Genomic DNA, 25727 nt, shown 5'->3' with positions numbered 1-25727 from the left:
AGCCGGATCCCAGGACCACAACACACCAATCCAACCCACGCGGGGTGGAGCAGCCCGGTAGCTCGTCAGGCTCATAACCTGAAGGTCACAGGTTCAAATCCTGTCCCCGCATCCAAATACAAGGCGCCGACCCATCACCAGGGACGGCGCCTTTTTCGTGCACAGGGGGGCGCAGCGGTAAGCGACGCTCCATCCGGTTGCTGCAACGACGCAGCGTCGGATTTCGGATGCAGATCGCGGCACTCAGCCAGCCGCCGCAATGCGGCGCGGGTGATCGTCAACCGGCCAGGGCGCGATGCCGGCCAGATTGGCCAAGGGCGATGCAGGGCGCTTCGACCCATCGATACAGCAGCGCCGACACCACCAATGTGCCGGCGAAGGTCGTCCCCAGCAGGATGCCGAAATAGGGCCATTGCCCAAGCGCCGGTGCTCCTGCCAGCCGCAACCCATCCATTGCCAGCAGCAGCACGATGGTGTGCGACAGGTAGACCGAATAGGACCAGCGCCCGAGCGCCAGCAACGGCGCCGATCGCAGCACCCCGTTCACCAACCCGGCGCCGACGGATGCCGGCTGCAGCGTGGCCAGGAAGACCGCCATCCAGACCACCACGGCCGGATCATGGGTAGTGAGATAGGTCAGCGCCAAGCCGGCCGGTAGCAGCAGCCTTGCTCCGCCCGCTGGCCAGATCATTTTCCCCCGCGCGCGCCACACGAGGTAGCAGGTGATGCCGAAGGCGAATTCCGGCACGTGCCGCGGCAGGAAGCCCTGCTGCCCCGCCACCAGGAAATGCGCCAGGCAGGCCAGGCCGATCGCCGCCAGCGCCGGCACTGTGCCGCCCAGCAGCAGCCGGAGGAGCAGGGGCGCCAGCAGGTAGAACTGCCATTCCAGCGACAGGCTCCAGCCCTGGCTCAGGACCGCATAGTTGGAGTGCTTCAGCAGCCAGCCCGGCACAGCCGAGTGGGCCATAGCCAGATGCGCCGCGATCTGCGCCGGCAGCTGGTCCAGGCTCGCCTGTGCGATCTTCACGAGATAGTCGTTGTGCGGGTGCGGCCAGGGTGCTTCGGCATAGACGCGGATCTGCATGGGCAGCAGCGCGGCCGAGACCAGCAGGCAGATCAGGTAGACCGGATAGAGCCGCAGCAGGCGCCGCCAGAGGAAGCGGCCATAGCCTTCTCGCGCCGTGTCCAGCAGATAGGTGATGACGAAGCCACTGACGATGATGAAGGCGTCGACGGCATGGGTGCCGACATAGAGCACGCGGAACGGCCCGCGCCAGCCTTCGCCCAGGCCGGCGGCGCTGACCACATGGCTGAACAGGACCCAGTGAGCGAGGATGCCGCGCAGCCCCTCGATGGCGGCGATGCGCGCCGGCGCCGATCCGGTCATGCCGCCGGCCGCCTCAGCGGAAGAAGCGCCGCAGCTTCCACAGCAGGTAGCTCCGGTCGGTCACGGCGCGTTCCTGCGTCAGCTGCTCATAGAGCTGGATCTTCTCCTCGCTGTAGGGCCAGTCGAGGTGGCGCGCGACCGGCCCGTTCTCCAGAATCCCCATGGGGATGCCGAGCGAGGCCCAGTGGGTCGAGGCGAGCGCATCGTCGCCGCCGATATAGGTGGGGTAGAGCTCCTGGTAGGGGATGGAGCGGAAGAGCGGCGCCGGGCAGGCCCAGCACTGGTTGATGATGAAGTCGCTGCTGCCGATCAGCACCTGCTCCTCGTGCAGCCGCTCCGGCGGCGCGCGGTCCTTGTTCACCGCCGCGAAGCTGGTGCGTGGCGGCCCGTTGCGGTCGGACGGGATGCGCAGGCGCTGCACCTCGGCGGCATGGCGGAAGCCATATTCCTCGCCATTGATCACCCGCATCCCCAGCACGGCATCCGGCCGGCCGGTCGCCAGCCGCACCGCATGGAAGGCTTTTTGCAGGTGGACCAGGAAGCAGGCCGAGAGGAATTCGATGTCGTTGTCGATGTAGAGGAGCAGCCCGTCCTCCGGCACCAGCCCCTGCAGCTGCAGCATGCCGCGGTTCTGGCCGACATTCTCCGGATTCTGCACGAGGCGCATGTTGGGTTGCGCCGCCGCCATGGCGGCCAGCATCTCCGCCGTCCCGTCGGTGCTGGCATTGTCCAGCACCAGCAGGTCGAAGGGCATGCCGGCATGGCGATACAGCGCTTCGATCGCGCGCTCGGTCATCTCCCGCCGGTTCCAGGACAGCACGGCGATCGTCACGCGATCGAAGACCTGCCAGGGATAGGCCGTCCCCGGCACATGCTGGAACAGCACCGGGTTGAACTGGTCTCGCCGGGCGCTCATGCCGCCTGGCCCACCTGCGTCAGCAGGTCGCGGAAGCTGGCGGCATAATCGAAGCGGTCACGCCGGGCCGCCGCCTCCCGCGCCTGGCCGGACATGGCGGCAAGCCGCGCCGGGTCGTCCAGCAGCGCGCGGATGGCGGCGGCCGTGGCGTCCGGATCATCGTAATCCACCAGCAGGCCGCTCTCGCCATGCGTTACCAGCTCGGCCGCGGCGTTGCGCCGGCCGCGGCCCTGGGCGAAGACCACCGGCACGGTGCCGCGGCGCATCGCCTCCTGCACCACCATGCCGAAGCTTTCGTAGCGGGATGGGTGCAGCAGCAGCGCCGCGCGGTCGATCCAGGGCGTCGGGTCATCCACCGCGCCCACCCAGTCGATGCGGTCGGCGACGCCAGCCTCCTGCGCCAGGCGCTGCAGCGGCGCCGGGTCGTCGCCTTCGCCCAGCAGCGCCAGCCTTGCCTCCGGCAGACGGCGCAGCAGCGGGATCAGCGCCGGCAGGTTCTTCACCGGCGTGATGCGGCCGATCGCCACCAGCTCCGTCCGCCGGTTCGGCGGCGTGCTCGCGGCAGTCACCGGGAAGACCGGCGAGAAGACCTGCACCGGCCGGTCCCGCAGGCCAGCGAAGCGCGCCATCTCCCGCGCATGCAGCGTGCTGGCGACCACCACGGCGCTGGCTTGGCGCGCCAGGCGGCGTTCCAGCAGCGCATACTGCGCCGCATACCACCAAGCGGTGCTGCCGGGATTGCCGAACCATTCCTGCCGCGTGACGCAGGAGAGCGAGAGATGGATCACCCGGCGCGGCCGGGCCGCCGCCAGCGCCGGGGCGAAATGCGGGTCGAGCGCCACCACCACATCGGCATGCCGCACCAGCGCCGGGTCCAGCGTGCGTGCCAGATGGCGGGCCTTCAGCCAGGGCTTGAAGCGCCAGAACAGGCCATGCGGCGGTGCGAAGCGCGGCAACTGGTGCTCGGCGAACCCGGCGCCGCTCGGCGGGTCGTCGGTCGCCAGCGTGATCTCGTGATCCTGCGCCAGGTTGGCCGTCAGGGCACGCAGGATGCTCACGCCGCCGCCGACCGCGGCGAGCCCCTGGTTGTTCAGGAACAGGACGCGCCGCGCGCTCACGCCGCCTCGCGCAGCCGCAGCATGCGCCGCACCCGCATGCCCAGCCGCTCCATCAGGCTGTAGCGCAGATCCCAGGAGAGCAGCTCCTTCGCGCGCTTCACCTCGTCCTTCGTCATGTGCTTCGTCGGCATGACGGGGCGGGTGAAGGACCCGAAATCCTCCCAGTCGATCGCGTCCGGGTCACCGAGCGCCTGGCTCGCCTTCAGCTCCTGGTACATCGGCGTGCCCGGATAGGGCATGAAGTAGGCGAGCTGGATGGAATCCGGCTTCACCTTGCGCAGCCAGCGGCCGGTGTTGCGCACCGTCTCCCAGCTCTCGTCCGGCATGCCGACGATCAGGTGGGTGTGGCAGCGCATGCCGCGCGCCTTGGTCCAGCCCACCACCTTCTCGAACAGGTCGAGCGATTGCGGGCCGTCCGACTTGGCGATGGCGCCGAACATCTCGGGGTCGCCGGATTCCAGCCCGTAATGGATCTCCCGGCAGCCGGCCCGGTACATCAGGTCGAGCATCGCCTCGTCCACCACGTCGTAGCGCGTCTCGCAGACCCAGCGGATCGGCAGGGCGCGGCGGATCAGCTCCTCGCACACCGCCGCGGCATGCTTGCGGTTGATGGTGAAGACCTGGTCGCGGAACAGGATCTGGACGACGCCGAACTCCCGGTGCAGCCTTTCAATGTCGTCGCCGACCTTCTTCGGATTGCGGTAGATCAGCCGGTTGCCGAAGCCGAAGGGGTAGGGGCAGTAGCCGCACTTGTACGGGCAGCCCTTGGTCGTGAAGACCGTGGCGTAGCGCATCCGCTCGCCGAAATAGTAGTCGCTCTCGTAGCGGCTGAAGTCGAGCAGGCCGTAGGCCGGGAAATCCACGAAGTCGAGCGACGTCATCGGCGTCCTGGCCGGCTGCTTGCGCGCCGCGGCGCCGTTCCAGGCGCTGCCGCCTTCCAGCGCCGCCAGGGTCTCGCCGGCGGCAAGGCGGGCGAGGTTGCGCCCGGTCAGCAGCTCCTCGCCTTCCTCCATGACGAAGTCGGCGTGCCCTTCGCGCAGCAGCCGGTCCTTGAACCATTTGGCGGTGGGGCCGAGCAGGATGATGCGCAGCCCGGGCACCGCGGCGCGCGCCTTGCCCAGCAGCGCGAGATCGGGCCCGAGCGAGGGGATGTTCACCACCGTTGCCAGCACCGCCGGCCGGTCTTCCGCGAGCTGCGTCAGGAAACCCGTCTCGTCGAAGGCTGCCCGCGCTTGGCCATCCACGTAGCGGTAGTCGACGCCCTCCTGCTCCAGGACGCGGGCGACATAGAGCAAGGTGGAGAAAGGTATATCGTAATAGCCCTGATCGTGGCCGGCGACCGTCCGTTCGCTGGCCAGCGAGGTGCCCATGCCGCCTGCCCATTCCCGGAACACGTTGCGCCGCGGAGGGCTGGGCAACTGCATCAGATAGACAGCCGCCATGGAGGCTCCGGAAATTTAAACTTAAAGTTGATTCATTTTATCGCTGGTTATCCTTAGGTGTGCAAGACGGTTTCGTATCGAGCGTCTGGCTCCGCGGCGCCTGAACCAGCCATCGGCTGCAAAGACGTTCTGCGTCAATGCCTTGGAAGCAGGGAATGGGGCCTGGGCCGGTATCCGCGATACCGGACCGATGCGAAGGTGGCGCTGACTTGTCCGGCCTCGGCCAAGCAGCGCTAGCGGGTCGCCGCCTGCCCCAGCATGACATCCAGGCCACCGAGCGTCGCCGCCCAGTCATGGCCCGCGACCACCGCCGCACGCGCTGCGGCGCCCAGGCCGGGATGCTGGCCTGCCAGGACTGCCGCGACCTGCGCCGCCATCTCCGCGGCTCCCTCCGCCACCAGCAGGTCGCGCCCGGGCTGTGCCCGCACGCCCTCGAAGGCCTGCGGGGTGGCGACCACCGGCCGGGCCAGCGCCATCGCCTCCAGCACCTTGTTCTGGATGCCGCGGGCGATGCGCAGCGGCGCCACCGAGACCGCGGCATGCGCCACATAGGGTCGCACATCCGGCACGGCGCCGGTCACATGCACGCCCGGCTGTGCCGCCAGGGCCTGCACGGCGGGGGCGGGGTTGGCGCCGACGATCCAGAATTCCGGCGGCGCCAGCCCGGCCGGCGGCGCGGCGCGCAGCAGCGGCAGCACCGCCTCGGCGAACCAGGCCACCGCGTCCACATTCGGCCGGTAGCCCATGGTGCCGGTGAAGACGATCGCCGGTGCGCCGCTGCGGCCCGGCTCTGCATAGGGGTTCGGGTAGCCGCCGGCCGGGTCGAAGCGCGCCAGGTCCACGCCGTTGTCGAGGAAGCCGAGGCGATCGGCGCTCTCGGGCGCGAGCGCGGCGAAATGCCGCGCCTCCTCGGCCGAGACGAAGACGGTGCGGTCGAATTCGGCCGCCGTCCGCCGCTCGAATGCCAGCAGCGTGCGGGCTTCCCGTGCATAGACCCAGGCCATGGGCGGCCGTGCCGCGGCGGCATAGGCGCGCCACTTCTCGGAATCGACGTCCACCATGTCCAGCACGCGGACCAGGCCGGGGCGGCGCGCCGCCGGGCCCATGGCATAGGGCGCCATGGCGGAGGAATAGACGAAGACCGCGTCGTAGCGCCCGGCGGCGAGGCCCTGCTGCGCCCAGGCGAACAGCGCCGGGTCGTGGAACCAGCCGAGGGTCAGCGGCCGGCCCGGCCGCGCCCGCAGCAGCGCCCGCGCCGCGACCTGCCTGCGCGACAGGGCAGGGCGCCAGACCACCTTGGCGCAGCGCCGCTCCAGCACCGGCAGGTGCTGCAGGTCGGCCGGGTCGTCCACCAGGAAGCCGGCCTCCACCGCGAAGCGGTCGGCCAGGTGGTCGAGGATGTGCCAGGCACGGATCTTCTCGCCCTTGTCGGGCGGATAGGGGATGCGGTGGGCGAGGAAGAGCAGGCGAGGCGAGGGGGGCGCTGCCCCCCTCGACCCCCCGCCAAAGGCCGAAAGGCCCTTGGAACCCAGGAGTTGGGCTTCCATCATCCCAGCCCCCGCACCAGCGGTGGGCCGAGCAGGTTGGCAAGCTGCACCGGCATCCGCTTCCAGGCCTGGATGAACAGCCGGTATTTCGGGTTGTTCGGGTTGTTCTCCGGGATCCGGGCGCCCTCGGCCAGCTGGTAGCAGTAGTGCAGCGGCGTCGGCTCGAACCCCCAGTTCCGCTTGTAGTCGAAGGCGCCGGTGTCGAGCTTGCTGCGGCCGAAGTCGAAGCTGGTGGCGCCGCGCTCGCGGTGGGCGCGGCGCATCACCTCCCAGTACATGAAATCGTTGGCCGAGACGCCGCGCGCCTCCCGCGTGCCGCCGCCGTAATAGGGCAGCACCTCCTGCCGGAAGTGGAAGTTCAGCACCGCCGCCACCGGCCTGTCGCCATGCAGCACCGTCGTCACGTCGTGCTCGCCCGGGAAGGCCGCCGCCAGCAGGCGGAAATAGCGCCGCGGGAAGACCGGACTGCCGAGGTTGCGCACGCTCTCGGCATAGATCCGGTGCAGCCGGTCGGTGTCGCTGTCCGACACGCTGGTCAGGTTGAAGCGGTTGATCGCCTTGCGCACCTCCGCCCGCTGCTTGCGGGGGATGTTCTTCTCCTGCCCCTTCACGTCATCGGTGAAGGCGGTGATCGGCTTGCGGAAGGTGAAATACAGCGGCGGGCGCTCGGTCCAGCCCGGATCGGGCGCCGCCAGCCGGCGGAATTCCAGCGCCGGCGCGCCCAGCCGGCGGCGCAGGTCCATCGCATGCGCTTCCAGCGCCGCGGCTGCCTCCGGCGTCGCCGCCACCGCGCCGCCATAGACGCAGAAGGGGGTGGAGGCGAGCAGATCGCCGAACAGCCGCGTGCGCATGCGCGCCAGCGGCAGCACGCCGACGATGGCGCCATCCTGCTCGGCGAAGGCGTAGTAGGTGCGGTGCCCGAAGGCGCGGCGGATCACCTCCGCCCAAGGGGCGAGGTGGAAGAAGGTCGCCTCCGGCGTCGCCCGCACGAAGGCGTCCCAGGCGCCCGCCGAGGCGGCGTCGAGGTCGCGGATCCTCACCGGCATGGATGCCTCGTGTGACTCAGGGTGGGTGAAGAAATCGCATGGGCGGCAGGCGGCCTGCCGGGACGGCCGGCGTCGTCCGGCCCGTGTCCCGCCTGGCGGCCATTCTCCCACAAGCCATCAGGCCGCGGCGGGCTGCGGTGCCGCCAATTGGGTGGCCGCGCCGGCGATCGCATCCGGGAAGACCCGGTCCATGCGGTCCCAGCGGAAATCGCGCAGCAACCGCTCCAGCCGGTGCTCCATGCGCCGCAGGCCGACCCGGTGGCGGAAGCGCGCCAGCGGCCTGGCCGCCGGCACCTCCGGCTGGTCCGGATCGATCTCCCAGGGATGGAAGTAGAAGATGCCCGGCGTCCGCTCGGCTTGGTTCACGCGGCGCAAGGCCGTGCGGAAGGCGGCATAGGGGGTCAGGCGGAACCAGCCGCCGCCGGCGCAGGGCAGGTTGCGGCCGCCAAGCCGGAGCGTGGTCATCGGCAGTTCCGTCACGCCGGACGGGTCCGGCCGGTGCGGGCCGCGCGGCGCCGCTTCGTCGCCATACAGGTCATGCCGCACGGGAAAGAGCGAGGAGCTGTAGTCATGCCCTTCCTCGGCCAGCACCGCATGCGCCCAGGGCGTGATGCGGGGGCCGATCGAGAAGGTGGGGGCGCGGTAGCCGCGCACCGGCACGCCGCCGGCATCTTCCAGCACCGCCTTGGCGCGACGGATATCGGCGCGGAACCGCGCCGCGCCGATCTCGCGCACCAGCTCATGCCCATGGCCGTGGCTGGCGAGCTCATGCCCAGCGGCGACGATGCGGCGGATCAGCGCCGGATGCCGCTCGGCGACCCAGCCGAGGGTGAAGAAGGTCGCCGTCACCCCGGCGCGTTCGAAGAGCCCGAGGATGCGGTCGGTATTCGCCTCCACCCGGCGGTCCAGGCCCTCCCAGTCCTCCCGCCGGATGGTGCCGGCATAGGCCTGGACCTGGAACCAGTCCTCGACATCCACGCTCATCGCGTTCGCCGGGGCGGGGGCGGTCACCGCCGGTCCCCGCTCGTCTCGGCGAACAGGTCCATCAGCCGGTTCAGCACGCGCTCGCGCCGGGCGGCGTTCTGCTCCAGCGCCTCGACGCGCTGCGCCAGGTCCTCGAGCTGCGCCGCCGCCCCCATGGGCAGCCCGACGGCCAGCCCCCGCGGCGCCGCGACGGCCGGCATCTCCTCCGCCCCGGCGCCGAGGTCCTCGTCCAGCTCGGAGGCGGTCGCCTCCACCAGCGCAGCCGTGAGGTGCGGCGCATGCTCCAGCGCGCCGGCCAGCAGCACGCGGGAGCAGAGCCGGTTGATCCGGCGCGGGATGCCGCCGGTATGCCGGTGCAGCACGCCGAAGGCCTGGTCGTCCCAGGACGGATTGCCGGCCCAGCCCACCGCCCGCATGCGGTGCTCGACATAGGACCGCACCTCCGGCTCCGACAGCCCGCCGAGATGGAAGGAAGCGAGGATGCGCTGGCGGAGCTGGTCGAGATCGGGGCTGGCGATCAGCTTCCGCAGTTGCGGCTGGCCCAGCAGGATGGTCTGCAGCAGCGCCCGCTTGCCGTCGGTGACGTTCGAGAGCATGCGCAGCTCCTCGAGCGCCGAGTGGTTGAGCGCCTGCGCCTCATCGACGATGAGCACATGCTTGCGCGGGCTGTTGCGCAGCGCCGCCATGATGCTGCGCAGCACGGCCGCCTTGTCGCCGTCCGGCTGGGCGCCGAAGGCGTCCGCCACCAGGCGCAGCAGGTCGTCGCCCTGCACCTGGGTCGTGGCGATGCGCGCGACGACATAGGTGGCGGGGTCGAGCTCGGCGCAGAGCCGCTCGATCAGCGTGGTCTTGCCCGCGCCCACCTCCCCGGTGACGACGACGAAGCCTTCGCCCTGCGCCAGCCCGTACATCAGGTGGGCATAGGCCCGGCTGTGCACCGTGCTGGGGAAGAACAGCCGGGCATCCGGCGTCATCAGGAAAGGCGGCTCGCGGAAGCCGTAGATGTCGATCTGCATCGGACCGGCTCCCTCAGAAGAATTGGCGCAGAGAAAAGAGGATGGTGTTCTGGGTGGTCGCGCCGCTGGTACCCGTCGTCTCGCGGCTGGTGTGCCGCAGCAGGACGGAGCCGAAGAGCGTCGGCGTGAAGCGCTGCGACAGCACCGCCTGCAGCGTGTAGTTGACGCCGTCCCGCCCGGCCTGCTGCTCGGTGAAGCCGATGCGGCCGAGCCCGCTCAGCGTCGTCGAGGGGGTGAGGCTGTGGGTCCAGGACAGGCCGGCCGAATTGGTCCTGGTGCTGAAGGCCGTGGTGCCCTCGGCGATGGCCACCGGATCGCGCCGTTCGTTGACGTAGAAGAGCGAGACGCTGTCGCGCCGCCAGGTCTGGCCGATGCCGGCGATCGCCCGCTTGATGCGGAAGACGTTGCTCTGGCTGGTGGAGAAGGGCGTTCGATAGGCCAGCGGCGCCGGGATGCCGGAGCTGGAATCCACCTGGTTGCCGAATTCGTCCAGCACGGTGGAGGAGAGCAGATCGCTCGCCTGCAGGGCGGCAGTGCCGATCCGGTCGCTATAGGCGCCGAAGATCCGCGTCCGGACGCCGATATTGATGCTGCCGTTGCCGTTGACCGCGTTGTAGCCGTCCCGCCGGCCGTAGCGGATGATCAGCACGCTGTCCGGGTCGGGCGAAAGGCGGACCCCCGCGCTCCAGACCGCATCATGCACCTCGAAGGGCGTGCGGCCGTTGAAGCGCTGGTCCTGCCAGCCGCCCTCGCCCAGCACCGCGATCTCCCGCGTCAGGCCGTAGCGGACCTGCAGCGTGTGGATGTAGCGGTAGGCGCCGCTGTACACGCCGTTGCCGTCGAAGACGGTGTTGACGGTGCGCAGCTCCCAGGCGGCGCGGCCCCAATTCTCGCCCGAGCGGAGGATGCCGTAGCCCTCGTTGGCGGTGAAGCCCTGGCCGTTGAAGAAGGGCAGGGTCTCGCCGGGGCGGGACACGTTGCGGCCGCTCTCGGAGGAGCCGCGGTAGACATAGCCGATGCGGGTGGTGGCGAATTCGCCGAAGCGGTGCACGAGGTAGGGCGAGAGCTGGTAGCGCAGGCCCTGGACGCGATCCTGCCGGCTGCCGAACTCGTCCGTCAGGCCGATATCGCTGACCAGGGACCGCACGTCGCCCGAGCCGCGGGCGTCGAAATAGAGCAGGTCGGGCACCAGGGTCACCAGCGCCTGGCCGCTGAAGATTTGGTCGACCCGGTTCTGGTCGCTGGTGTTGACGTTGAAGCGCGCCACCGGCCGATAGACCAGCCGCCCCGTCACCTCCTCGGTATCGGCCGAGACGGCGATGGTCGGGTTGATGCGGGCATAGACATCCGCCTGCCGGTCGGTCCGGCTGTTGCGAACATTGTCGGTGGCGCCGAGCTGCACCGCGAGGCTCGGCGTCAGCGTCCAGCCGCTGCGCGGCGCGCCGGCAGGCGCCCGCCCGCCGGCCGGCAGGTCGAACAGGTCGAAGCTGTCGATCCAGGGGCCGGGGCCGGTGCCCTGCAGCAGCCGGCCGGTGCCGAAGGGTGCATCCGGGCCGGGCACGGCCAGCTGGTCGATCCCGCCCGGCGACACCAGGTCCTGCGCCCGTGCGGCGCCTGCGAGCAGCGGCAGGCTTAGGAGAGACGCACCGAAGGACAGGCCGAGGGACAGGCTGAGCGGCAGGCGAAGGAACAGCCCGCAGGTCTGGGCCTTGCGCCGCGGCCGTGCCGCCCGGCGGCGGCGCGGCCGGCGCTGATCAGCCACCGTAGTAGCCGTAGGCGCCGAAGGTATCACTGGCGGTCACGCGCGTCCGGTTCAGCAGGAGCTGCAGGGTCGGGCAGCTCTCGACCATGTCGAGTGCCGCCTCCACCTCGTTGCGCTGGGTCCGCTCGGCCTCCACCACCACGACCACCTGGCCGGCCACCGGCGCGAGGGCGCCGGGTTCGCTGGTCGACAGGCAGGGCGGCGTGTCGAGCACGATGATGCGGCCCGGCATGGACGCCGCCAGCCGCCCGAGCGCCTCTGCCAGCATGTTGCCGGACGGCAATTCGCCGGCGCCCGCCGCGGGCGGGCCATAGGGCAGGAAGGACAGCCGGTCGATCGCGGTCGGGAGCACCAGGCGCTCCGGCCGCTGCATCAGGTCGGTCGCCAGCAGCCGGAGCCCGGGCGTGTCCTGCTGCCCGAGCCGGTGGCTGATCGTGCCGTTCGGCTTGCCGTCGGCATCCACCAGGATCACCTGCTCGGCCACGCCAAGAGCGAGATAGGCGGCGATGTTGAGGGCGCAGAAGCTCTTGCCCTCGCCCGGCTTGGCGCTGGTGATCATGACCAGGCGGGCGATGCGGCCTTCCGCCGGCTCGGCGGTCTGGATGGTGCGCAGCACCTGCTGCTGCAGCACCTTCAGCTCCTCGGTGACCCGGCTGCGCTCGCCCACGGCCTTGCCGAAGAAGCCGGCGGCACGCAGTGTCTCGAGCCCGATGGGCGCCGGTCGCGCCAGGGTGCGCGGTGGCGCGGCGGCAGCCTGCGGCGCCGGGGCTGCAGGCGGGGGTGACGGAGGCGGTGGCGGTGGCGCGCCGACGGTGGCGCCGCCCAGCGGCGGGCCGCCCGCGGCTTCCATGGCGCGCTCGACGAGCGAGGCCTTGGCCGGTGCCGCCACCGGCTCGGCCGGGGCCGCCGCGGGGGGCGGGGGCGGCGCCGGCAGGCCGCCGAGCGCTTCCATGGCGCGCTCGACCAGATGGCGTGAGGAGGGCGCCGCGCTCATGCCACGAACCTCGAGACCAGGCTGCGCAGCGCCGGGAAGCCGGCGGTGACCGCGCCATAGGCGACGAAAAGCAGCGCCAGGCTGCTGACGAAGACGGCCGCGGCCGTCCCCTGGCCCTTTGCCGGAATGGTCGAGGAGATGCTGCCGATGACCGGCAGCCCAAGCTTGCGCAGGTCGTGCACGGTGTAGAAGCCCCGGTCGAGCTGGACCAGCAGGAAGGCGACCAGCGCGCCCGCGCCGAGGCCCGCCGCCAGCACCATGGAGGAGAAGAGCAGGCGGTTCGGCCCCACCGGCTCGGTCGGCATGATTGGCGGGTCGACCACTTCCAGCCGCACCCGCTCGGCGCCGCTGCGGGCGGCACCGGCGATCTGCACGGATTCCCGCCGCTCCAGCAGTTCCTCGTAGGACTTGCGCAGCACGCTGTAGTCGCGGTCGAGGTTCTGGAACTGCGCCTGCAGCTGCGGGACGCTGCGGGCCAGCGCTTCCAGCCGCTCGACCGAAACCTGTTCCTCCCGCACCTGGCGGTCGAGGGAGGCGACGCTGGACTCGGTGTCCAGCAGCCGGGTGCGGATCTGCTCGTGGAGCGGGTTGGAGCGACCGGTCCCGGCGGGGCGCCCAGGGGCGGCGGCCGTCGGCCGGCCGGCGCTCGGCAGCGGGGAGGCCCGCAGCTCGGCCAGGCGGCGCTGCGCGGCCATCACCGCCGGGTGCTGGTCGGTATAGGTCAGCTGCAGCTCGCGCAGCTGCTGCTGCGCCTCGAGGATCCGGGGATCGCCGCCCCCGCCCCCGCCCCCGACCGCTGCTTCGGTCAGGGTGGCCGGCGTCTGCTCCAGCTGTTGGCGCAGCGCGTCGCGCCGGGCGGTGGCGTCGGTCAGGTCGCCGCGCAGCGACTGCAGCCGCGCCCGGCTCTGCTCCAGCTTCGAGAGGCCGCCGGCGGCGTCGTTCGGCAGCAGGTCGAGGTAGCGGGTGCGGAACTCCGCCCGGCGCTGCTCGGCCTCGCGCAGCTGGGTCTCGTAGGCGGCGATCTGCTGGTTCACGAAATTCCGGGCATTCTCCATCTGCTGCCGGTCGTTCGCGGTCGCCTGTTCCATGAACAGGGTCAGCAGCGCCTGCACCACGTCGCGCGCCATGCGCGCATTCGGGTCGGTGTAGGAGAAGGTGAAGAGGTTGCGCGACTGGGCGCCGATCTTGATGTCGCGGCCGAGCTGCTCCAGCATCCGGTCGCGCGAGGTCGCGCTGTTGGCCCGGAGGTCGAGCCCGGTCCGGGCCGCGATGCGCTCCAGGTTCGGGCGGCTCAGCAGGGTGCGGGCCAGCAGCTCCACCTGGTTGGCCGGGGCGGGGTCCACCGCCAGGTTGCGCAGCAGCTGGCCCAGGATGGCGTCCGCATCGGCGTAGATGCGGGTGCTGGAGCGGTACTGGTTCGGCAGGGAATGCACCCAGGCCCAGCCGCCGAGGCAGATGATCCAGGCGAGGATCAGGGCCTTCCAGCGGTGCTGCCAGCCCGCGGCGGCGTAGCGCCGGATCTCTCCGAGGATCTGCATGGCGTCAGAACCAGCCCTGCGGGATCACCAGCGTGTCGCCAGGCCGCAACGCGACGTCCTGGGTGACGTCGCCGTCGCGCAACAGGTCCGACAGCCGCACCGGGATGATCTGCTGCGGGTCGTTCTCGCGCTCCCGCCGGACGATGCGGGCGCGGTTGCCGGAGGCGTAGCGGGTCAGCCCGCCGCCCTCGATGATGACGTCGAGCACGGTCAACCCGTCCCGGTAGGGGATGCTGCGGGGCGTCGCCGCCTCCCCCACGATGCGGATCTGCCGGCTGGTCGGGCCGACGAAGGACCGGACGATGACGGTGACGTTCGGCTCCCGCACGTATTGCCGCAGCCGCTGCTCGATCTGCTTGCCGAGTTCGACCGGGGTGCGGCCCACCGCGTCGATGTCGGTGACCAGCGGGATGGAGATCCGCCCGTCCGGCCGGACCGGCACTTCCACGCTCAGCTCGGGGGCCCGGTAGACGAAGACCTGCAGGTTGTCGCCGGGGCCGATCAGGTAGTTGGACGAGGGGGTCGAGCTGGCGGAGGGCCCGGTCGCCGCAGGCTGGCCGGTGGAACAGGCGCCGGCGAGCAGGGGGAGGAGAACGGCGCAGGCAAACCTGGTGCGGAACGGATTGGGCGCCATGCCCTGCCTCCTGTCGGTATCTATGGATGGGCGGCGTGCCGACCAAATGCGCCCTGGGGTTGAATGTCGACGGCCCTTTAGCTCATTTCATGTCGCGTTGGTAGTTGCACAGAGCGATATTCGCAACCAAAAGCGACTGTCGCGCCGGACGCTTCCAGCAACGCCGGGCGCGTCGCCAGTCCCACCCGCCATTGGGTCTCCCAGGCCTGCGTAGCGGCAAATTATTGCTGATCCGTGTGGCGAAAGGCACGGGGGGCCGTTTCCGGCCCCGCCCGGTGCCCGTTGGCCCGGGTTCCGTCGCCCCGCGGGCGCCGGCCGGGTCGCCAATGGCCTGCGGCCCTGGCCGGCCGGGCCGGCTGCGGGTTACGCCATGCAGCCCTGGGGATGACGCCGGGGCGTTAGCTCCAGATGAAGTCGCTGGCCGACAGGCCGGTCAGCGTGCTGCCGCCGAGGCGGACGGCCATGTCCGCCGCCCCGTCGCCGTCGAGGTCCAGTTGCAGCGTCTGGGTCGTGGTCGCCAGCCGCGCCTGGGTGTTGCCGCCGGCGGTGAAGGCGCCGCCGCCCAGCCAGGCGAAGCTGCCGGTGAGCAGCCCCTGGAAGACCAGCTTGTCCACCCCGACCTGGAAATCCTGGATCCAGCTGGGCGCCGCCACCGTGCTGTCGCCCACCGCCAGGAAGACGAACTGGTCGGCTCCCTTGCCGCCGGTCATCAGATCGGCGCCGCCGCCGCCGATCAGCGTATCGGCGCCATTGCTGCCCACCAGGGTGTCGTTTCCCGCCCCGGCATCCACCCGCGCCGCCACCGACCCGGTGATGGTGATGCGGTTCGGGACGGCGGTGCCGGTCACGAACTCCGTGTTGGTGACGCTGACGCTGTTCGACCCGGCGGTGGACAGGGTCAGCCGGTCGATGCCGCCGCCGAGGTCGATCACGCCGCTGCTGAGCACTGTGGTCAGGGTCACGGTGTCGGCCGCCGCGCCGCCGATGATCGTCTCCGTGCCGCCGACCGAGAGCGTGTTCGGCCCGCTGCCGGAGAGCACCAGCTTGTCCGCCCCGTTGCCGAGATTGATCACCCCGCCGGTGATCGGCGTGCCCAGCGTGACGGTATCGTTGCCGCTGCTGCCGGTGATGGTCTCGACGTTGCGCACCGTCAGGGTAGTACCGGCGCCGCTTAGCGTCAGCGCGTCCTGGCCGCCGCCGAGGTCGACGAGGCCGCCGGTCACCGCGGTGCCCAGCATGACCGTGTCGTTGGCGCTGCCGCCCGTGACGCTCTCGACATTGCGGGCGGTGATGCCGTTGGCGCCGGCCGAGGACAGCACCAGCCGGTCGGCGCCGCCGCCGAGGTCGATGACGTAGCCGGTTCCGGCGGTGCCGAGGGTGACGGTGTCGGCGCCGTCGCCGCCGGTGATGGTCTGGACGTTGCTGACGGTGACGCTGTTCGGCCCGCCGGAGGCGAGCAGCAGCCGGTCCGTCCCGGTGCCGAGGTTGACGGTGGCGCCGAGGATCGGCGCACCGAAGGTGATGCTGTCGTTGCCCGAACCGCCAGTGACGGCCTCGACATTGCTGATGGTGAGGATGTTCGACCCGGTGCTGGACAGCACCAGCCGGTCCCTGCCGTCGCCCAGGTCGATCAGGCCGCCGCTCAGCGGCGTGGTCAGGGTGACGGCGTCGTTCGCGGCGCCGCCGATGATCGTCTCGACTCCGGCGGCCCGGATCGTGTTCGCGCCGAGGTCGGAGAGGACCAGCCGGTCGGCGCCGCTGCGGAGATCCACCAGCATCGACCCGGCGTTGCCCAGCGTCACGATGTCGCCGCCGCTGCCGCCGGTCAGCGTCTCGACCCCGCGCACCGTCAGGCTGTTCGGCGCCCCGGCCAGGATGAGGCTGTCATTGCCCAGGCCGAGATCGACCAGCCCGTCCGTGATGCCGGTGCTGAAGGTGATGGTGTCCGCCAGGCTGCCGCCGACCAGCGTGCTGACCCCGCCGACGCTGACGGTGTTCGACCCGGCCGAGGACAGGGCCAGCCGGTCATTGCCAGGGTTGAGGCTGACCGTGCCGCCGACCAGCGCGGTCAGCAGGGTGATATCGTCGTCGCCGTCGCCGCCGATGATGGTCTCGACATTGCTGACGCGGACGCGGTTCGGCCCGCCGGAGGCGAGCACCAGCCGGTCCGCCCCCCCGCCGAGATCCACCACGGCGCCGAGGATCGGCGCGCCGAAGGTGACGGTATCGGCGCCGGTGCCGCCGGTGACGGTTTCGACATTCGAGACGAGCAGCTCATTCGTGCCGTTGGCCAGGACCAGCCGGTCGGCGCCGCCGCCAAGGTCGACCACGGCGGCCCGCATGGCGGTGCCGAGCGTGACGTTGTCGGCCGCCGCGCCGCCGATGATCGTCTCGACATTGCTGGCCGTGAGGCTGTTCGGGCCGGCCGAGGACAGCGTCAGCTGGTCGCGGGCGCCGCCCAGGTCCACCACGCCGTTGGTGACCGGCGTCCCCAGCACCACGATGTCGGCGCCGTTGTTGCCGAGGATGGTCTCGGTGTTGCGGACCGTCAGGCTGGTGTTGCTGCCGGTGGCGATGACCAGCCGGTCGTTGCCGCCGCCAAGATCCACGGTCGCGTCGAGGATGGTGCCGGCCAGGGTCACCACGTCGTCGCCCGCGCCGCTGACCAGCAGCTCGACATTGCTGGCCGTGACGGTGTTGCCGCCATTGCCGAGCGTGACGGTATCGTTGCCGGCGCCGCCGGTGATGGTCTCGACGTTCAGGGCCTGCAGGTTGTTGCCGCCATCGGCGAGGGTCAGGGTGTCGATGCCGGCGCCGAGGTCGACCTTGCCGCCGAAGAGCGGCGTCAGCAGCGTGAGCCGGTCGCTGCCGTTCCCGGCGGTGATCGTCTCGGTATTGGCGGCGGTGCCGATGTTGTCGCCATCCGACAGCGTCAGGCTGTCCTGGCCGGGGCCGAGATCGGCCTTGAGGTTGGCGGCCGGGCTCTTCAGGACCTTGGCGTCGTCGCCGATGCTGCCGAGGACGGTGCCGCCATAGATCCCCTCGAGCATGACCGAGAATTGCGGGTCGTTGGCGATCGCCGAGGCGCTGGTGAAGGGCGGGCTCTGCTCGGCCAGGGCGTAGTAGGCCTTGGCGGCGCGCTCGTCGCCGGTCAGCAGGTAGATGCCGGCGAGGTTGGTCAGGGCCAGGCGGCCGAAATAGCCTTCGCTGGTGGCCCAGCCATCGCCGTTCGACTGGCCGGCCGCCTGCATCGCCGCGCCGACCTCGGCCCAGGTCTGGTATTTCAGGCCGGTCGCCTCGTTGGTGGCCAGCAGGCGGTAGGCGACGCCGTCGTTCAGGGAGAAGCCCTTGTCGGCCTGCTCGAAGCGGCCGATCAGGAAGTTCTTCGCCCAGTTCAGGTAGGTCATCGCATCGGCATTGCCGCGGGATGCGGCGGCGATGACCGTGGTGGCGAAGAAGTCCTGCTGCCAGGGCGCGATGTTCGGGCTGGCGGTGGTCGGCAGGTAGCCATAGAGCTCGCCCTGCTGGGCGGTCCAGGCCGGGATGTTGGAAACCAGGAACTTCCAGTTGGCGTCCGAAGCCGCCTGCAGCCAGGCCTTTTCCGGCGCGTCGTCCGGCGTGGCCCAGAGCGCATTCTCGATCTCGCGCAGGCCCCAGGCCATGCTGCGGACCTGCTGGTTGTTGACCACCACCATGCCGTCCGCGCCGCGCTGCGTCGGCCAGACGGAGGTGAGGTTGAAGGCCGCCTGGGCCTGCAGGTTGTCGAGGATCCAGCGCTCGCCGGTCAGGACATAAGGAACGAAGGACAGCTCGGGCTGGTGGGCGCGGTCCGGGCCCCAGCCGGTCAGGCTGTCGCCAAGCTGGGTTGGCCCGGTGGCGTTGGGATCGCCCGGCCTGCCGACGCCGCCCCGCACATCCATCCAGAGCTTCGCGTAGTCGGTCGGGTTCAGCCAGGTGCCGTTGGCGCGGTCGTAGAAATTCCACGGGACGGCGCTGGCTGCCTCGGCCTGGCCCATGGCATAGGCGGCGGCGCGGGCATCCTGGGTGGTCAGCCAGACCGTGTTGGCCTGGGTGACGATGCCGATATCGGGGCGCGAGCCGGCGGTGCCCATGTCGCGCGTCACGCCGTTCGCCGCCAGCGGCGTGCCCCAGTCGGCGCCCTGGGTGGTGGCGTACCAGGCGTCCAGCTTCGCCTCGGGCGCGCCGATCGTCAGGTCGTAGTCGGCGATGGCGCCGGTCTTCTCCAGCCGGGCGATGTCCTGCTGGATGTTCAGCCAGCCGCCGGCCGGGCTGCCGAGGCCCTGGCCGCCATCCAGGCCGTTCGTGAAGGTATGGTGCCAGTTCTGGTACTGGCCCTGGTTCACCGTCTCGCTCAGCACCTGCTGGCCGTCGAGCCGCGCGGCGACGGTGTAGTTCACCCGCCCGCCCACCAGCTCCATGGCGCGGTCGTTGTTGAACTGCGCCTCCACCTCGATGCCGCCGCCCTGGAAGACGGTGACGTCGAAGACCATGCGCTGCGAGCCCTCGAGCGGGATCTCGATCCGTGCCTGGGTCGCCAGCGCGCCCTGCTGCCAGAAGGAGGCGGTGCCGGCATCGAGCGCCTTCTGCAGGGCGTCCAGCACATCCACCGTGACGGTCGGCTTGCCGGCCGGCGTGATGTCCACGCTGAAGCTGTGCGCCTTGATGGCCTGGGCCAGGTCCATCGCCGGCCCGGCCGCCGGCGCATCGGCGCCAGCCCGGGCGAGCACCACGTCCAGCGTATCGGCGGCGGCGATGTCGGGCCGCGCCACCGACAGCACCGCCATCTTCGCCGACCCGTCCGGCCAGGTGGTCTTCACGTCCATCTGCACGGGAACCAGCTGGCCGCCGATCCGCGCCACTAGCCCCGCACCCGGGGGAAGCTCGCCCTGCAGGAAGCTCTGTCCGAAGGTGGTGACGCCCCCGGCCAGCGTCGCCGCGCCGGCATTCTGGAAGGCCAGGCTGGCGAGGTCGCTGGCGCCAAGTGGTGCCAGGGAAGGCGCGGTCACGGTGCCGGACAAAAGATCCTCCTGTGCGCGGTTTTGAACTGATGTCCTGCAACCGTTAGTAGTTCATATATTTGAACTAAAACTTAATGCGTTTCTTACTTTTCGGTATCCCTGTGTTACTGATAATTTATTCTGAGTTATTATATTTTTCGGGCAATAGATTGGATCATTCCTGCGGGCAGGGGGGGGTATTTGCTGTCCAGCAGCGCCGCATAGGCCTGGAACATTCTTTCCTGGTCATAGGCTTGTTCCGCCCGCAGCCGGTTTGCCGCGCCCTGGCGGGCCCGAAGCCCGGCATCCGCCAGCAGCGGCCGCAGCGCCGCGGCCAGCGCCGCGGGGTCGAGCGCCGCGACCTGCGCGGCATGCGCGGGTCCCAGCATCACCCGCACATCGCCCACATCGGTGGCGGCGACCGCGAGGCCGCTCGCCATCGCCTCCATGACCGAGAAGGGCATCTGCTCGGTGTCCGAGGAGAGGGCGAAGAGGTCCATGCTGCGATAGGCCGCGGCCGGGTCCGGCACATGCCCGGCAAACAGCGTGTCGCCGCCGAGGCCGAGTTCGGCCGCCAGCGCCTCCAGCATCGGCCGCTCCGGCCCGTCGCCGATGACGAGCAGCCGCAGCGCCAGGCCCTCCGCCCGCAGCAGGGCGGCGGCGCGCAGCAGCCGCGCCAGGTTCTTCTCGGCCCGGAGCGCCGCGACGGTGCCGATGACCGGCCCCTCGCCCGGCACGGCGATGCCGGCCGGCGGGCCGTCCGGCCGGAAGCGGTCGAGGTCGAGGCCGTTCGGGATGTGGTGCAGCCGCGCCTCCGGCAGCCGCCAGGCTTCCCGCGCCGCCCGCAGCAGCACGGTCGAGGGCAGCGCCACCTCGCTCCGGCGCAGGGCAAGGCGCCGTGCCAGCATCCGCCGCGGCTTCTGCCCGGCCGCCTCGTCCGGGCCGAAGCCGTCCTCGGTGTGCAGGTGGTGGATGCGGGGCGGCGCCAGGTTGGCGATCGCCCATTCGATGCTGCCCCAGTTGCTGGTCACCAGGACCGCCGGCCGCAGCCGGCGCAGCAGGCCGCGGATGCGCCAGGCGGCGCGCAACGGGTCGAGCCCGCGCGGCACCGGCGCCGGCAGCAGGGTGAAGGGCACCCCGGGCCGCAGCCGCTCGGCGCAGTCCGTCCGGCCGTCGAGCGAGGCGATCACATGCCGCCAGCGCGGCCCGAAGCGATTGGCAAGTGCACAGAAACGCACCTGCGCGCCGCCGACCGCGAAGGTCGGGAAAACGTGCAGGACCAGCGGGGCGGTGCCGGGCGGCACCGCGATACCGTCAGGCTCGGGCATGCCGGCGTCAGCCGGTCACGGGCTGGCCGAGCACCGCGACTTGCCCGGCGCGGCGGCGGCACTCGGCTTCCGCCATGGCGACGACGCGGCGGGCATTGCCGTCCCAGGTCAGGTCACGCTGCTGCACCTCTTCCCGCGCCGCGGCGCCGAGCCGGGCACGCAGCCCGGAATCGGTGGCAAGCCGCAGGATGGCGTCCCACAGCGCGCCAGGACGGGCGGGATCGAAGAGCAGGGCGGTGCGGCCATCCGCCAGCACCTCCCGCAGGTTGGGCTGGTCCGGCGCCACGATGGCGCGGCCGGCCGCCATGTACTCGAAGACCTTGAGCGGCGAGGCATAGGCGACGGCGGCCGGCTGCAGCGCGATGTCGAAGCCGGCCACCAGGCCCGGCACCGCCTCCCGCGGCGCGAGGCCGGTGAAGCGCACCCGGTCGGCGATGCCGAGCTCGGCGGCCAGCGCCTCGAGCCCTGGCCGCGCCGGGCCTTCCCCCACCACCAGCAGGGAGAGGCGGGGCGTGCCCTGCCAGGCGGCGATGGCGCGCACCACCGCATCCAGCCCGTGCCAGTCGCGGACGAAGCCGACGAAGCCGAGCACCAGCTCGGCCTTCGGTTCGGTCGGTGGCGGGGAGGGGGTGGCGAATTCCTCGGGGTGGATGCCGTTCGGGATGACGCTGATGCGCTCCCGCGCCACGCCGGCGGCGGCGACATGGTCGGCCAGCACCTCGGTCACAGGCAGGACGCGGTCGGCGCGGCGCCAGACGAAGGCTTCGGTCCAGCGGGCGAGGCGGCGGAGGCGGAGATTGCCGTGCTTCTGCCGCTCCTCGGCCAGCGGGGCGTTCACCTCGACCAGGAAGGGCAGCTTGCGGCGCCGCGCCACCAGGGCGCCGGCCAGGTAGAAGAGATTGTAGCGCTCATAGACCGCGTCCGGCCGGAACTCGGCGGCGGCGCGGGCAAGGCGGAGCGTGGCCGGCAGGCTGTAGGCGAGTTCCGCGAGTTCGGCCGCGGCGGGCGGCAGCCAGCGGCGGAGCAGGGCGACCAGGCGGCTCTCGCCGCCGAGCTCGGCCTTCTCGAAGCCGGACGGCCCGACCACCCGGACCTCGTGGCCCTGGGTGCGCAACGCATCCACCAGCGCCTGCAGATGCACCCCCTGGCCGTCGCGCGATTGGATGCGATGGCTGTAGAGGATCCTCATGCGCCCAGCCCGCCGCCCGCATGCGGGGCCATGCCACGCCCGCGGTTCCTGCCGCCCTGCCTGTCCACGCGCCGCCCCTTGCTGCAATGCACGGTTGAATGCCTTGTGTCAGCATTAACCTCTATGCGCGCGGTACGTCAAAGGTTAGTGAATGGCAAGTAATCAAATGCGCCCCGGTGCCGGCAGCATCCTGGAGTTGCCTGGCAATACCAGGGTTTTCATAGAAAATACGTACTTATTGTATTCGTTGATCGATGGGGCTGGCTGGATCAGCAGGGCTTGGCGCGACGCCGCCTGCCGGCGGCGGCAATGCCCAGCACGCCGCCGCCGAGCAAAGCGAGGCTCATCGGCTCCGGCACCCCGACCGGGGTCGGGTCGGGGATCACGGTCACCCAATTATAGGTCAGGGTCGCTTCGGCCCCGCCGGACAAGGCGATGCTGGAGGTATTCACCAGGTTCTTCTGCTGGCTGACCGAGGCGCTGTAGGTGATGCTGACCGGCAGCAGGAAGCCGGAGAGGATCGTGTTCAGCGCGGCGCTGCCGGTGATCCCCGTGATGGACAGGGTGCTGCTGGCCGTGCTGCTGGCCGCGGCGGCCTCGCGGCTGTTCAGCGTGACCGTGGTGGTGCCGCTGGCGGAGATGGCGACGGCCGCCGGCGCGAGACTCAGGCCACCGAGGCCGAAGCTGACGGTGGCGACATAGGACAGGACATAGGCATCGGCCAGGCTCGGCCGGGCGAAGCCGGTATGCTTCACGTCGTAGTCCAGGATGGCCGTGCCGGTGAGCGAGATGTCGACGCTCTGCAGCGTGGCGCCCTGCGGCGCCGTCGTGGCGGCGACATTCAGCGACAGGCCACCCAGCGTGCCGGTCTCCTGCTTCGGCATGGCCGGGATCTTGAAGGTCGAGCCGGCCCTGGTGTCGCTGCCCAGGAAGGTGGCGGGCAGGGTCACGGTCTGCGAGGTCGTGCTCGTCACGATGCCGGCCTGGGCGGCCTGGGCGATGGCCACGGTCAGAAGGGTTGCGCCGGCAAGCAGGCGAAGGGACATGGTAACGCTCCGGTCATGTCACCCCGAAAACAGCAGGGCGTCGTTTCCGCCCCTGCAGCAAGCTCCATACCAGCCTAAAACCAACTGATTTTTTTGAAAAATTGGACAGACTTCCAGGGCAAGTGTAAAATTTTCTGATCATTTGCTCCAATTACAGAACAACCTGCTGCCGCAGGCCGCCATCCGACCGCCTGGGCGGTCGACGAAACTGGAGCCGTGCACCCTTCATCAGACAATGCAACCATTAGACATCCTGGGTGGAAGCGATTAAACCAAACCTTGAGACCAGCGCTGTAAAGAAACCCGACATGCGCCATCGGGCACAGCCCGGTCGCAGGTGACGCCGCGACCGGCGGCCCGAATTGAAGGACCGGCCATGGGTGGCGAAGCAACGGCACGGCGGCGCGACCGGGTCCTGCACATCCTGAAATACTACCGCCCCGCCTTCACCGGGGAGGGCGTCTTCCTGGAGCGCTCAAGCGCGGTGATGCAGGAACTCGCTCCAGGCGTGGAGCACGAGCTGCTGGTCACCCATACGCCCGCACCGGCCGACCCGGCGGAGGCGGCCGCCTGCTCCACCCTGGCCCGGGTCAGCTATCTCTCGCCCCGCCCGCTCGGCTCCGTCGCGCTGCATGGCCGACTGGTCTGGTGGATGCTGCGGAACCTCCACCGCTATCGCACCGTGCATGTCCGTACCCATGCCGACTGGTATTTCCTGAGCTACCTGCTGGCCCGTCTCTCCGGCCGCCGGCTGGTGCTCTCGGCAACGCTCGACGACAGCCTGCCGGTCCTCGTCTCCCGCTATCGGCCGGGCCTGCGCGGCCTGGCGCGGCGTGGCTTCGGCCTGTTCCAGGCCTATGTCGGCATCAGCCCCAAGCTCGATACGGAAACCCGGGGCATGGCGCCGGCCGGGCGCTGCCACCTCATTCCCTGCGGCATCACCGCCCCGCCGCAGCCGCCGGCCGAGCGCGCCCGCATCCGTGCCGCCATCGGCGCCGCACCGGAGGATCCGGTGCTACTCTTCGTCGGCGGCCTGTGCGAGCGCAAGGACCCGCTCTTCCTGATCGAGGCGCTGCCGCGGCTGCGGGCCCGCCACCCGCGCCTCAAACTGGTCCTGGTCGGCCCGGCGGTCGAGCCCGACTATGCGGACGGGCTGCGCGAGACCGCGGCGCGGCTCGGCCTGGCCGAGGCCGTGGTCTTCGCCGGCGAGCAGCGCAACCCGCATCCCTGGTTCGCCGCCGCCGACATGCTGGTCTTCGCGTCCCGGCTCGAAGGCTTCGGGACGGTGGTGCCGGAAGGGATGGCGCATGGCCTGCCGGTTGTCGTCCGCCACCTGCCCGGGGTGAACGACAGCTTCGTGCATGAGGGCCGCACCGGTTTCCTGTTCCAGGATGAGGAGAGCTTCGCCGCTGCCGCCCTGCGGCTGCTGGATGACGCGGAGCTGCGGCGGCGCATCGGCGCCGCGGCGCGCGATTTCGCACAGGCGAATTTCGGCATGCGCGGCATCGCCGCCCGCTATCTCGGCGTCTATGGCCTGGCCGACCGCATGCTCGGCCCGCCCTTCGTCGGGCTGCCGGAGACCGGCCTCGGCTGCACCGCCTCGGTGCTCGATGCGCGCTTCCATGCCCCGGCCCCGCCGCCCGCCGGCCAGCCGCTGCTGCTGACCACGGTGGATGCCGAGGAATCCTTCGACTGGGGCCGCCCCTTCTCGCGCGATGCCGTGGATGTCCGCGCCATGGCGGCGCAGCACCTGGCGCACCGGGTGTTCGAGCGGCACGGGGTGGTGCCGGTCTACCTGGCGGACTGGCCGGTGGTGTCGCAGGACAATGGCCGCGCCCCGCTGCGCGAGTTGCTGCGCGACGGGCTGTGCGATGTCGGCACGCAGCTGCATCCCTGGGTGAACCCGCCCTTCCTCGAGGAGGTCAGCGCCCATGCCAGCTATGTCGGCAACCTGCCGGCGGCGCTGGAATACGAGAAGGCGCGCCGGCTGACCGAGGCGATCGGCGAGGCCTTCGGCGTGACGCCGCGCATCTACCGCACCGGCCGCTTCGGCGCCGGGCGGCGGACCGCCGACATCCTCAAGCGGCTCGGCTACCTCGTCGACAGCAGCGTCTCGGTCTGCTGGCCGCCCGAGGGCGCCGACTGGCAGCGCGGCCGCTGGACCGTCTCCGCCCAGCCGCACTGGATCGACCGCGAGCGGACATTGCTGGAAGTGCCGGCCTCGGCCGGGCTGGTCGGCAGGCTGGCCTTCCGCCACGGCCAGCGCCTGGCGCCGCTGGTCTTCCACCCGCTGGCGCAGCGCGTCGCGATCAGCGCCGCGCTGTCGCATCTCGGCCTGCTGGAGCGCATCCGCCTCAGCCCCGAAGGCATGACGATCGAGGAGGCGAAGCGCCTGGTGCGGTCCATGCTGGCCGAGGGCCACCGGGTCTTCGTGGTGACCTACCACTCACCGTCCCTGGCGCCGGGCAATACGCCCTATACCCGCACGGCCGAGGATGTGCGCCGCTTCCTCGACTGGCTGGACGAGTTCTACGCCTTCTTCCGCGAGGAGGTGGGCGGCCGGCCCGCCACCTGGCAGGAAGTGCGCTTCGGCCCGCAGGCGGTCGCCGCGCGGGCGCCGGAGCCAGCCGAGGCAGGCTGACGCCGAGGCATCGCGCCGGCTGCGGCCTGGGGGCGGCCAGGCCGTCGATCGCCGGGCGGCTTCACGCTCTGCCACGTTCGCGCTGCTCCGCGATCCGCTCCGGGCAAGGGCGGGCCAGCCT

The 25727-nt window shown here is 70.9% G+C and carries 17 protein-coding genes and 1 tRNA gene; 2 read left to right on the top strand and 16 right to left on the bottom strand.

Annotated elements, in window-relative coordinates:
- Nucleotides 1-38 precede the first annotated feature (38 nt).
- A tRNA-Met gene (locus E2C05_RS08715) sits at nt 39-115 on the top strand.
- A 162-nt stretch (nt 116-277) separates the two neighbouring features.
- Here E2C05_RS08715 and E2C05_RS08710 read toward each other — a convergent pair.
- The 16 genes from E2C05_RS08710 to E2C05_RS08635 form a co-directional block, all read right to left on the bottom strand.
- The gene (locus E2C05_RS08710; RefSeq protein WP_133219225.1) at nt 278-1387 is read right to left on the bottom strand and encodes an acyltransferase family protein; all 1110 of its coding nucleotides are present in this window, start codon (nt 1385-1387) and stop codon (nt 278-280) included.
- 13 nt (nt 1388-1400) lie between these two features.
- Nucleotides 1401-2303: a glycosyltransferase family 2 protein gene (locus E2C05_RS08705; protein WP_133219224.1), complete on the bottom strand. Its 903-nt coding sequence runs from the start codon at nt 2301-2303 to the stop codon at nt 1401-1403.
- Nucleotides 2300-3421, bottom strand: a complete 1122-nt coding sequence (locus E2C05_RS08700; protein ID WP_133219223.1) for a glycosyltransferase family 4 protein — start codon at nt 3419-3421, stop codon at nt 2300-2302. Before E2C05_RS08700 ends, E2C05_RS08705 begins: the two co-directional genes overlap by 4 nt.
- Complete coding sequence (locus tag E2C05_RS08695) at nt 3418-4863, bottom strand: B12-binding domain-containing radical SAM protein (RefSeq protein ID WP_133219222.1); 1446 nt, start codon at nt 4861-4863, stop codon at nt 3418-3420. Before E2C05_RS08695 ends, E2C05_RS08700 begins: the two co-directional genes overlap by 4 nt.
- Before the next feature lie 233 nt (nt 4864-5096).
- Nucleotides 5097-6410: a TIGR03087 family PEP-CTERM/XrtA system glycosyltransferase gene (locus E2C05_RS08690; protein ID WP_133219221.1), complete on the bottom strand. Its 1314-nt coding sequence runs from the start codon at nt 6408-6410 to the stop codon at nt 5097-5099.
- Entirely contained in the window at nt 6410-7456 is a 1047-nt protein-coding gene (locus E2C05_RS08685; RefSeq protein WP_133219220.1) for a FemAB family XrtA/PEP-CTERM system-associated protein, read from the bottom strand. Before E2C05_RS08685 ends, E2C05_RS08690 begins: the two co-directional genes overlap by 1 nt.
- A 117-nt stretch (nt 7457-7573) precedes the next feature.
- Complete coding sequence (locus tag E2C05_RS08680; protein WP_240046655.1) at nt 7574-8467, bottom strand: XrtA system polysaccharide deacetylase; 894 nt, start codon at nt 8465-8467, stop codon at nt 7574-7576.
- Nucleotides 8464-9456 (bottom strand): AAA family ATPase, encoded by a 993-nt coding sequence (locus tag E2C05_RS08675; RefSeq protein WP_133219219.1) that lies wholly within the window; start codon nt 9454-9456, stop codon nt 8464-8466. Before E2C05_RS08675 ends, E2C05_RS08680 begins: the two co-directional genes overlap by 4 nt.
- 13 nt (nt 9457-9469) lie before the next feature.
- Nucleotides 9470-11218, bottom strand: a complete 1749-nt coding sequence (locus tag E2C05_RS08670) for a TIGR03016 family PEP-CTERM system-associated outer membrane protein (RefSeq protein WP_158292023.1) — start codon at nt 11216-11218, stop codon at nt 9470-9472.
- The gene (locus E2C05_RS08665) at nt 11211-12212 is read right to left on the bottom strand and encodes a P-loop NTPase family protein (protein WP_133219217.1); all 1002 of its coding nucleotides are present in this window, start codon (nt 12210-12212) and stop codon (nt 11211-11213) included. The genes E2C05_RS08670 and E2C05_RS08665 overlap by 8 nt, the downstream gene beginning before the upstream one ends.
- Entirely contained in the window at nt 12209-13750 is a 1542-nt protein-coding gene (locus tag E2C05_RS08660; protein WP_133219216.1) for an XrtA system polysaccharide chain length determinant, read from the bottom strand. The genes E2C05_RS08665 and E2C05_RS08660 overlap by 4 nt, the downstream gene beginning before the upstream one ends.
- 4 nt (nt 13751-13754) lie before the next feature.
- Nucleotides 13755-14384, bottom strand: coding sequence for an XrtA/PEP-CTERM system exopolysaccharide export protein (locus E2C05_RS08655; protein ID WP_133219215.1), 630 nt, complete (start codon nt 14382-14384; stop codon nt 13755-13757).
- Nucleotides 14385-14782: 398 nt separating this feature from the next.
- A complete protein-coding gene (locus E2C05_RS08650; RefSeq protein ID WP_158292022.1) occupies nt 14783-19411 on the bottom strand; it encodes a beta strand repeat-containing protein in 4629 nt (1542 codons plus the stop codon).
- A 140-nt stretch (nt 19412-19551) separates the two neighbouring features.
- Nucleotides 19552-20730: a glycosyltransferase gene (locus tag E2C05_RS08645; RefSeq protein WP_133219213.1), complete on the bottom strand. Its 1179-nt coding sequence runs from the start codon at nt 20728-20730 to the stop codon at nt 19552-19554.
- A gap of 7 nt (nt 20731-20737) precedes the next feature.
- Nucleotides 20738-21919 carry a glycosyltransferase family 4 protein gene (locus E2C05_RS08640; protein ID WP_133219212.1) on the bottom strand — a complete coding sequence of 394 codons (1182 nt, stop codon included), beginning with the start codon at nt 21917-21919 and terminating at the stop codon, nt 20738-20740.
- A 269-nt stretch (nt 21920-22188) separates the two neighbouring features.
- Nucleotides 22189-22965 carry a PEP-CTERM sorting domain-containing protein gene (locus tag E2C05_RS08635; protein WP_133219211.1) on the bottom strand — a complete coding sequence of 259 codons (777 nt, stop codon included), beginning with the start codon at nt 22963-22965 and terminating at the stop codon, nt 22189-22191.
- A 376-nt stretch (nt 22966-23341) separates the two neighbouring features.
- On the opposite strand from E2C05_RS08635, the gene E2C05_RS08630 reads away from it, so the two are divergent.
- Nucleotides 23342-25606, top strand: coding sequence for a glycosyltransferase (locus E2C05_RS08630; protein WP_133219210.1), 2265 nt, complete (start codon nt 23342-23344; stop codon nt 25604-25606).
- Nucleotides 25607-25727 lie beyond the last annotated feature (121 nt).

The sequence above is a fragment of the Paracraurococcus ruber genome (assembly GCF_004353985.1).
GTDB classification, from domain to species: Bacteria; Pseudomonadota; Alphaproteobacteria; order Acetobacterales; family Acetobacteraceae; genus Paracraurococcus; species Paracraurococcus ruber.
This window is presented reverse-complemented; position numbering and strand designations above follow the sequence as displayed.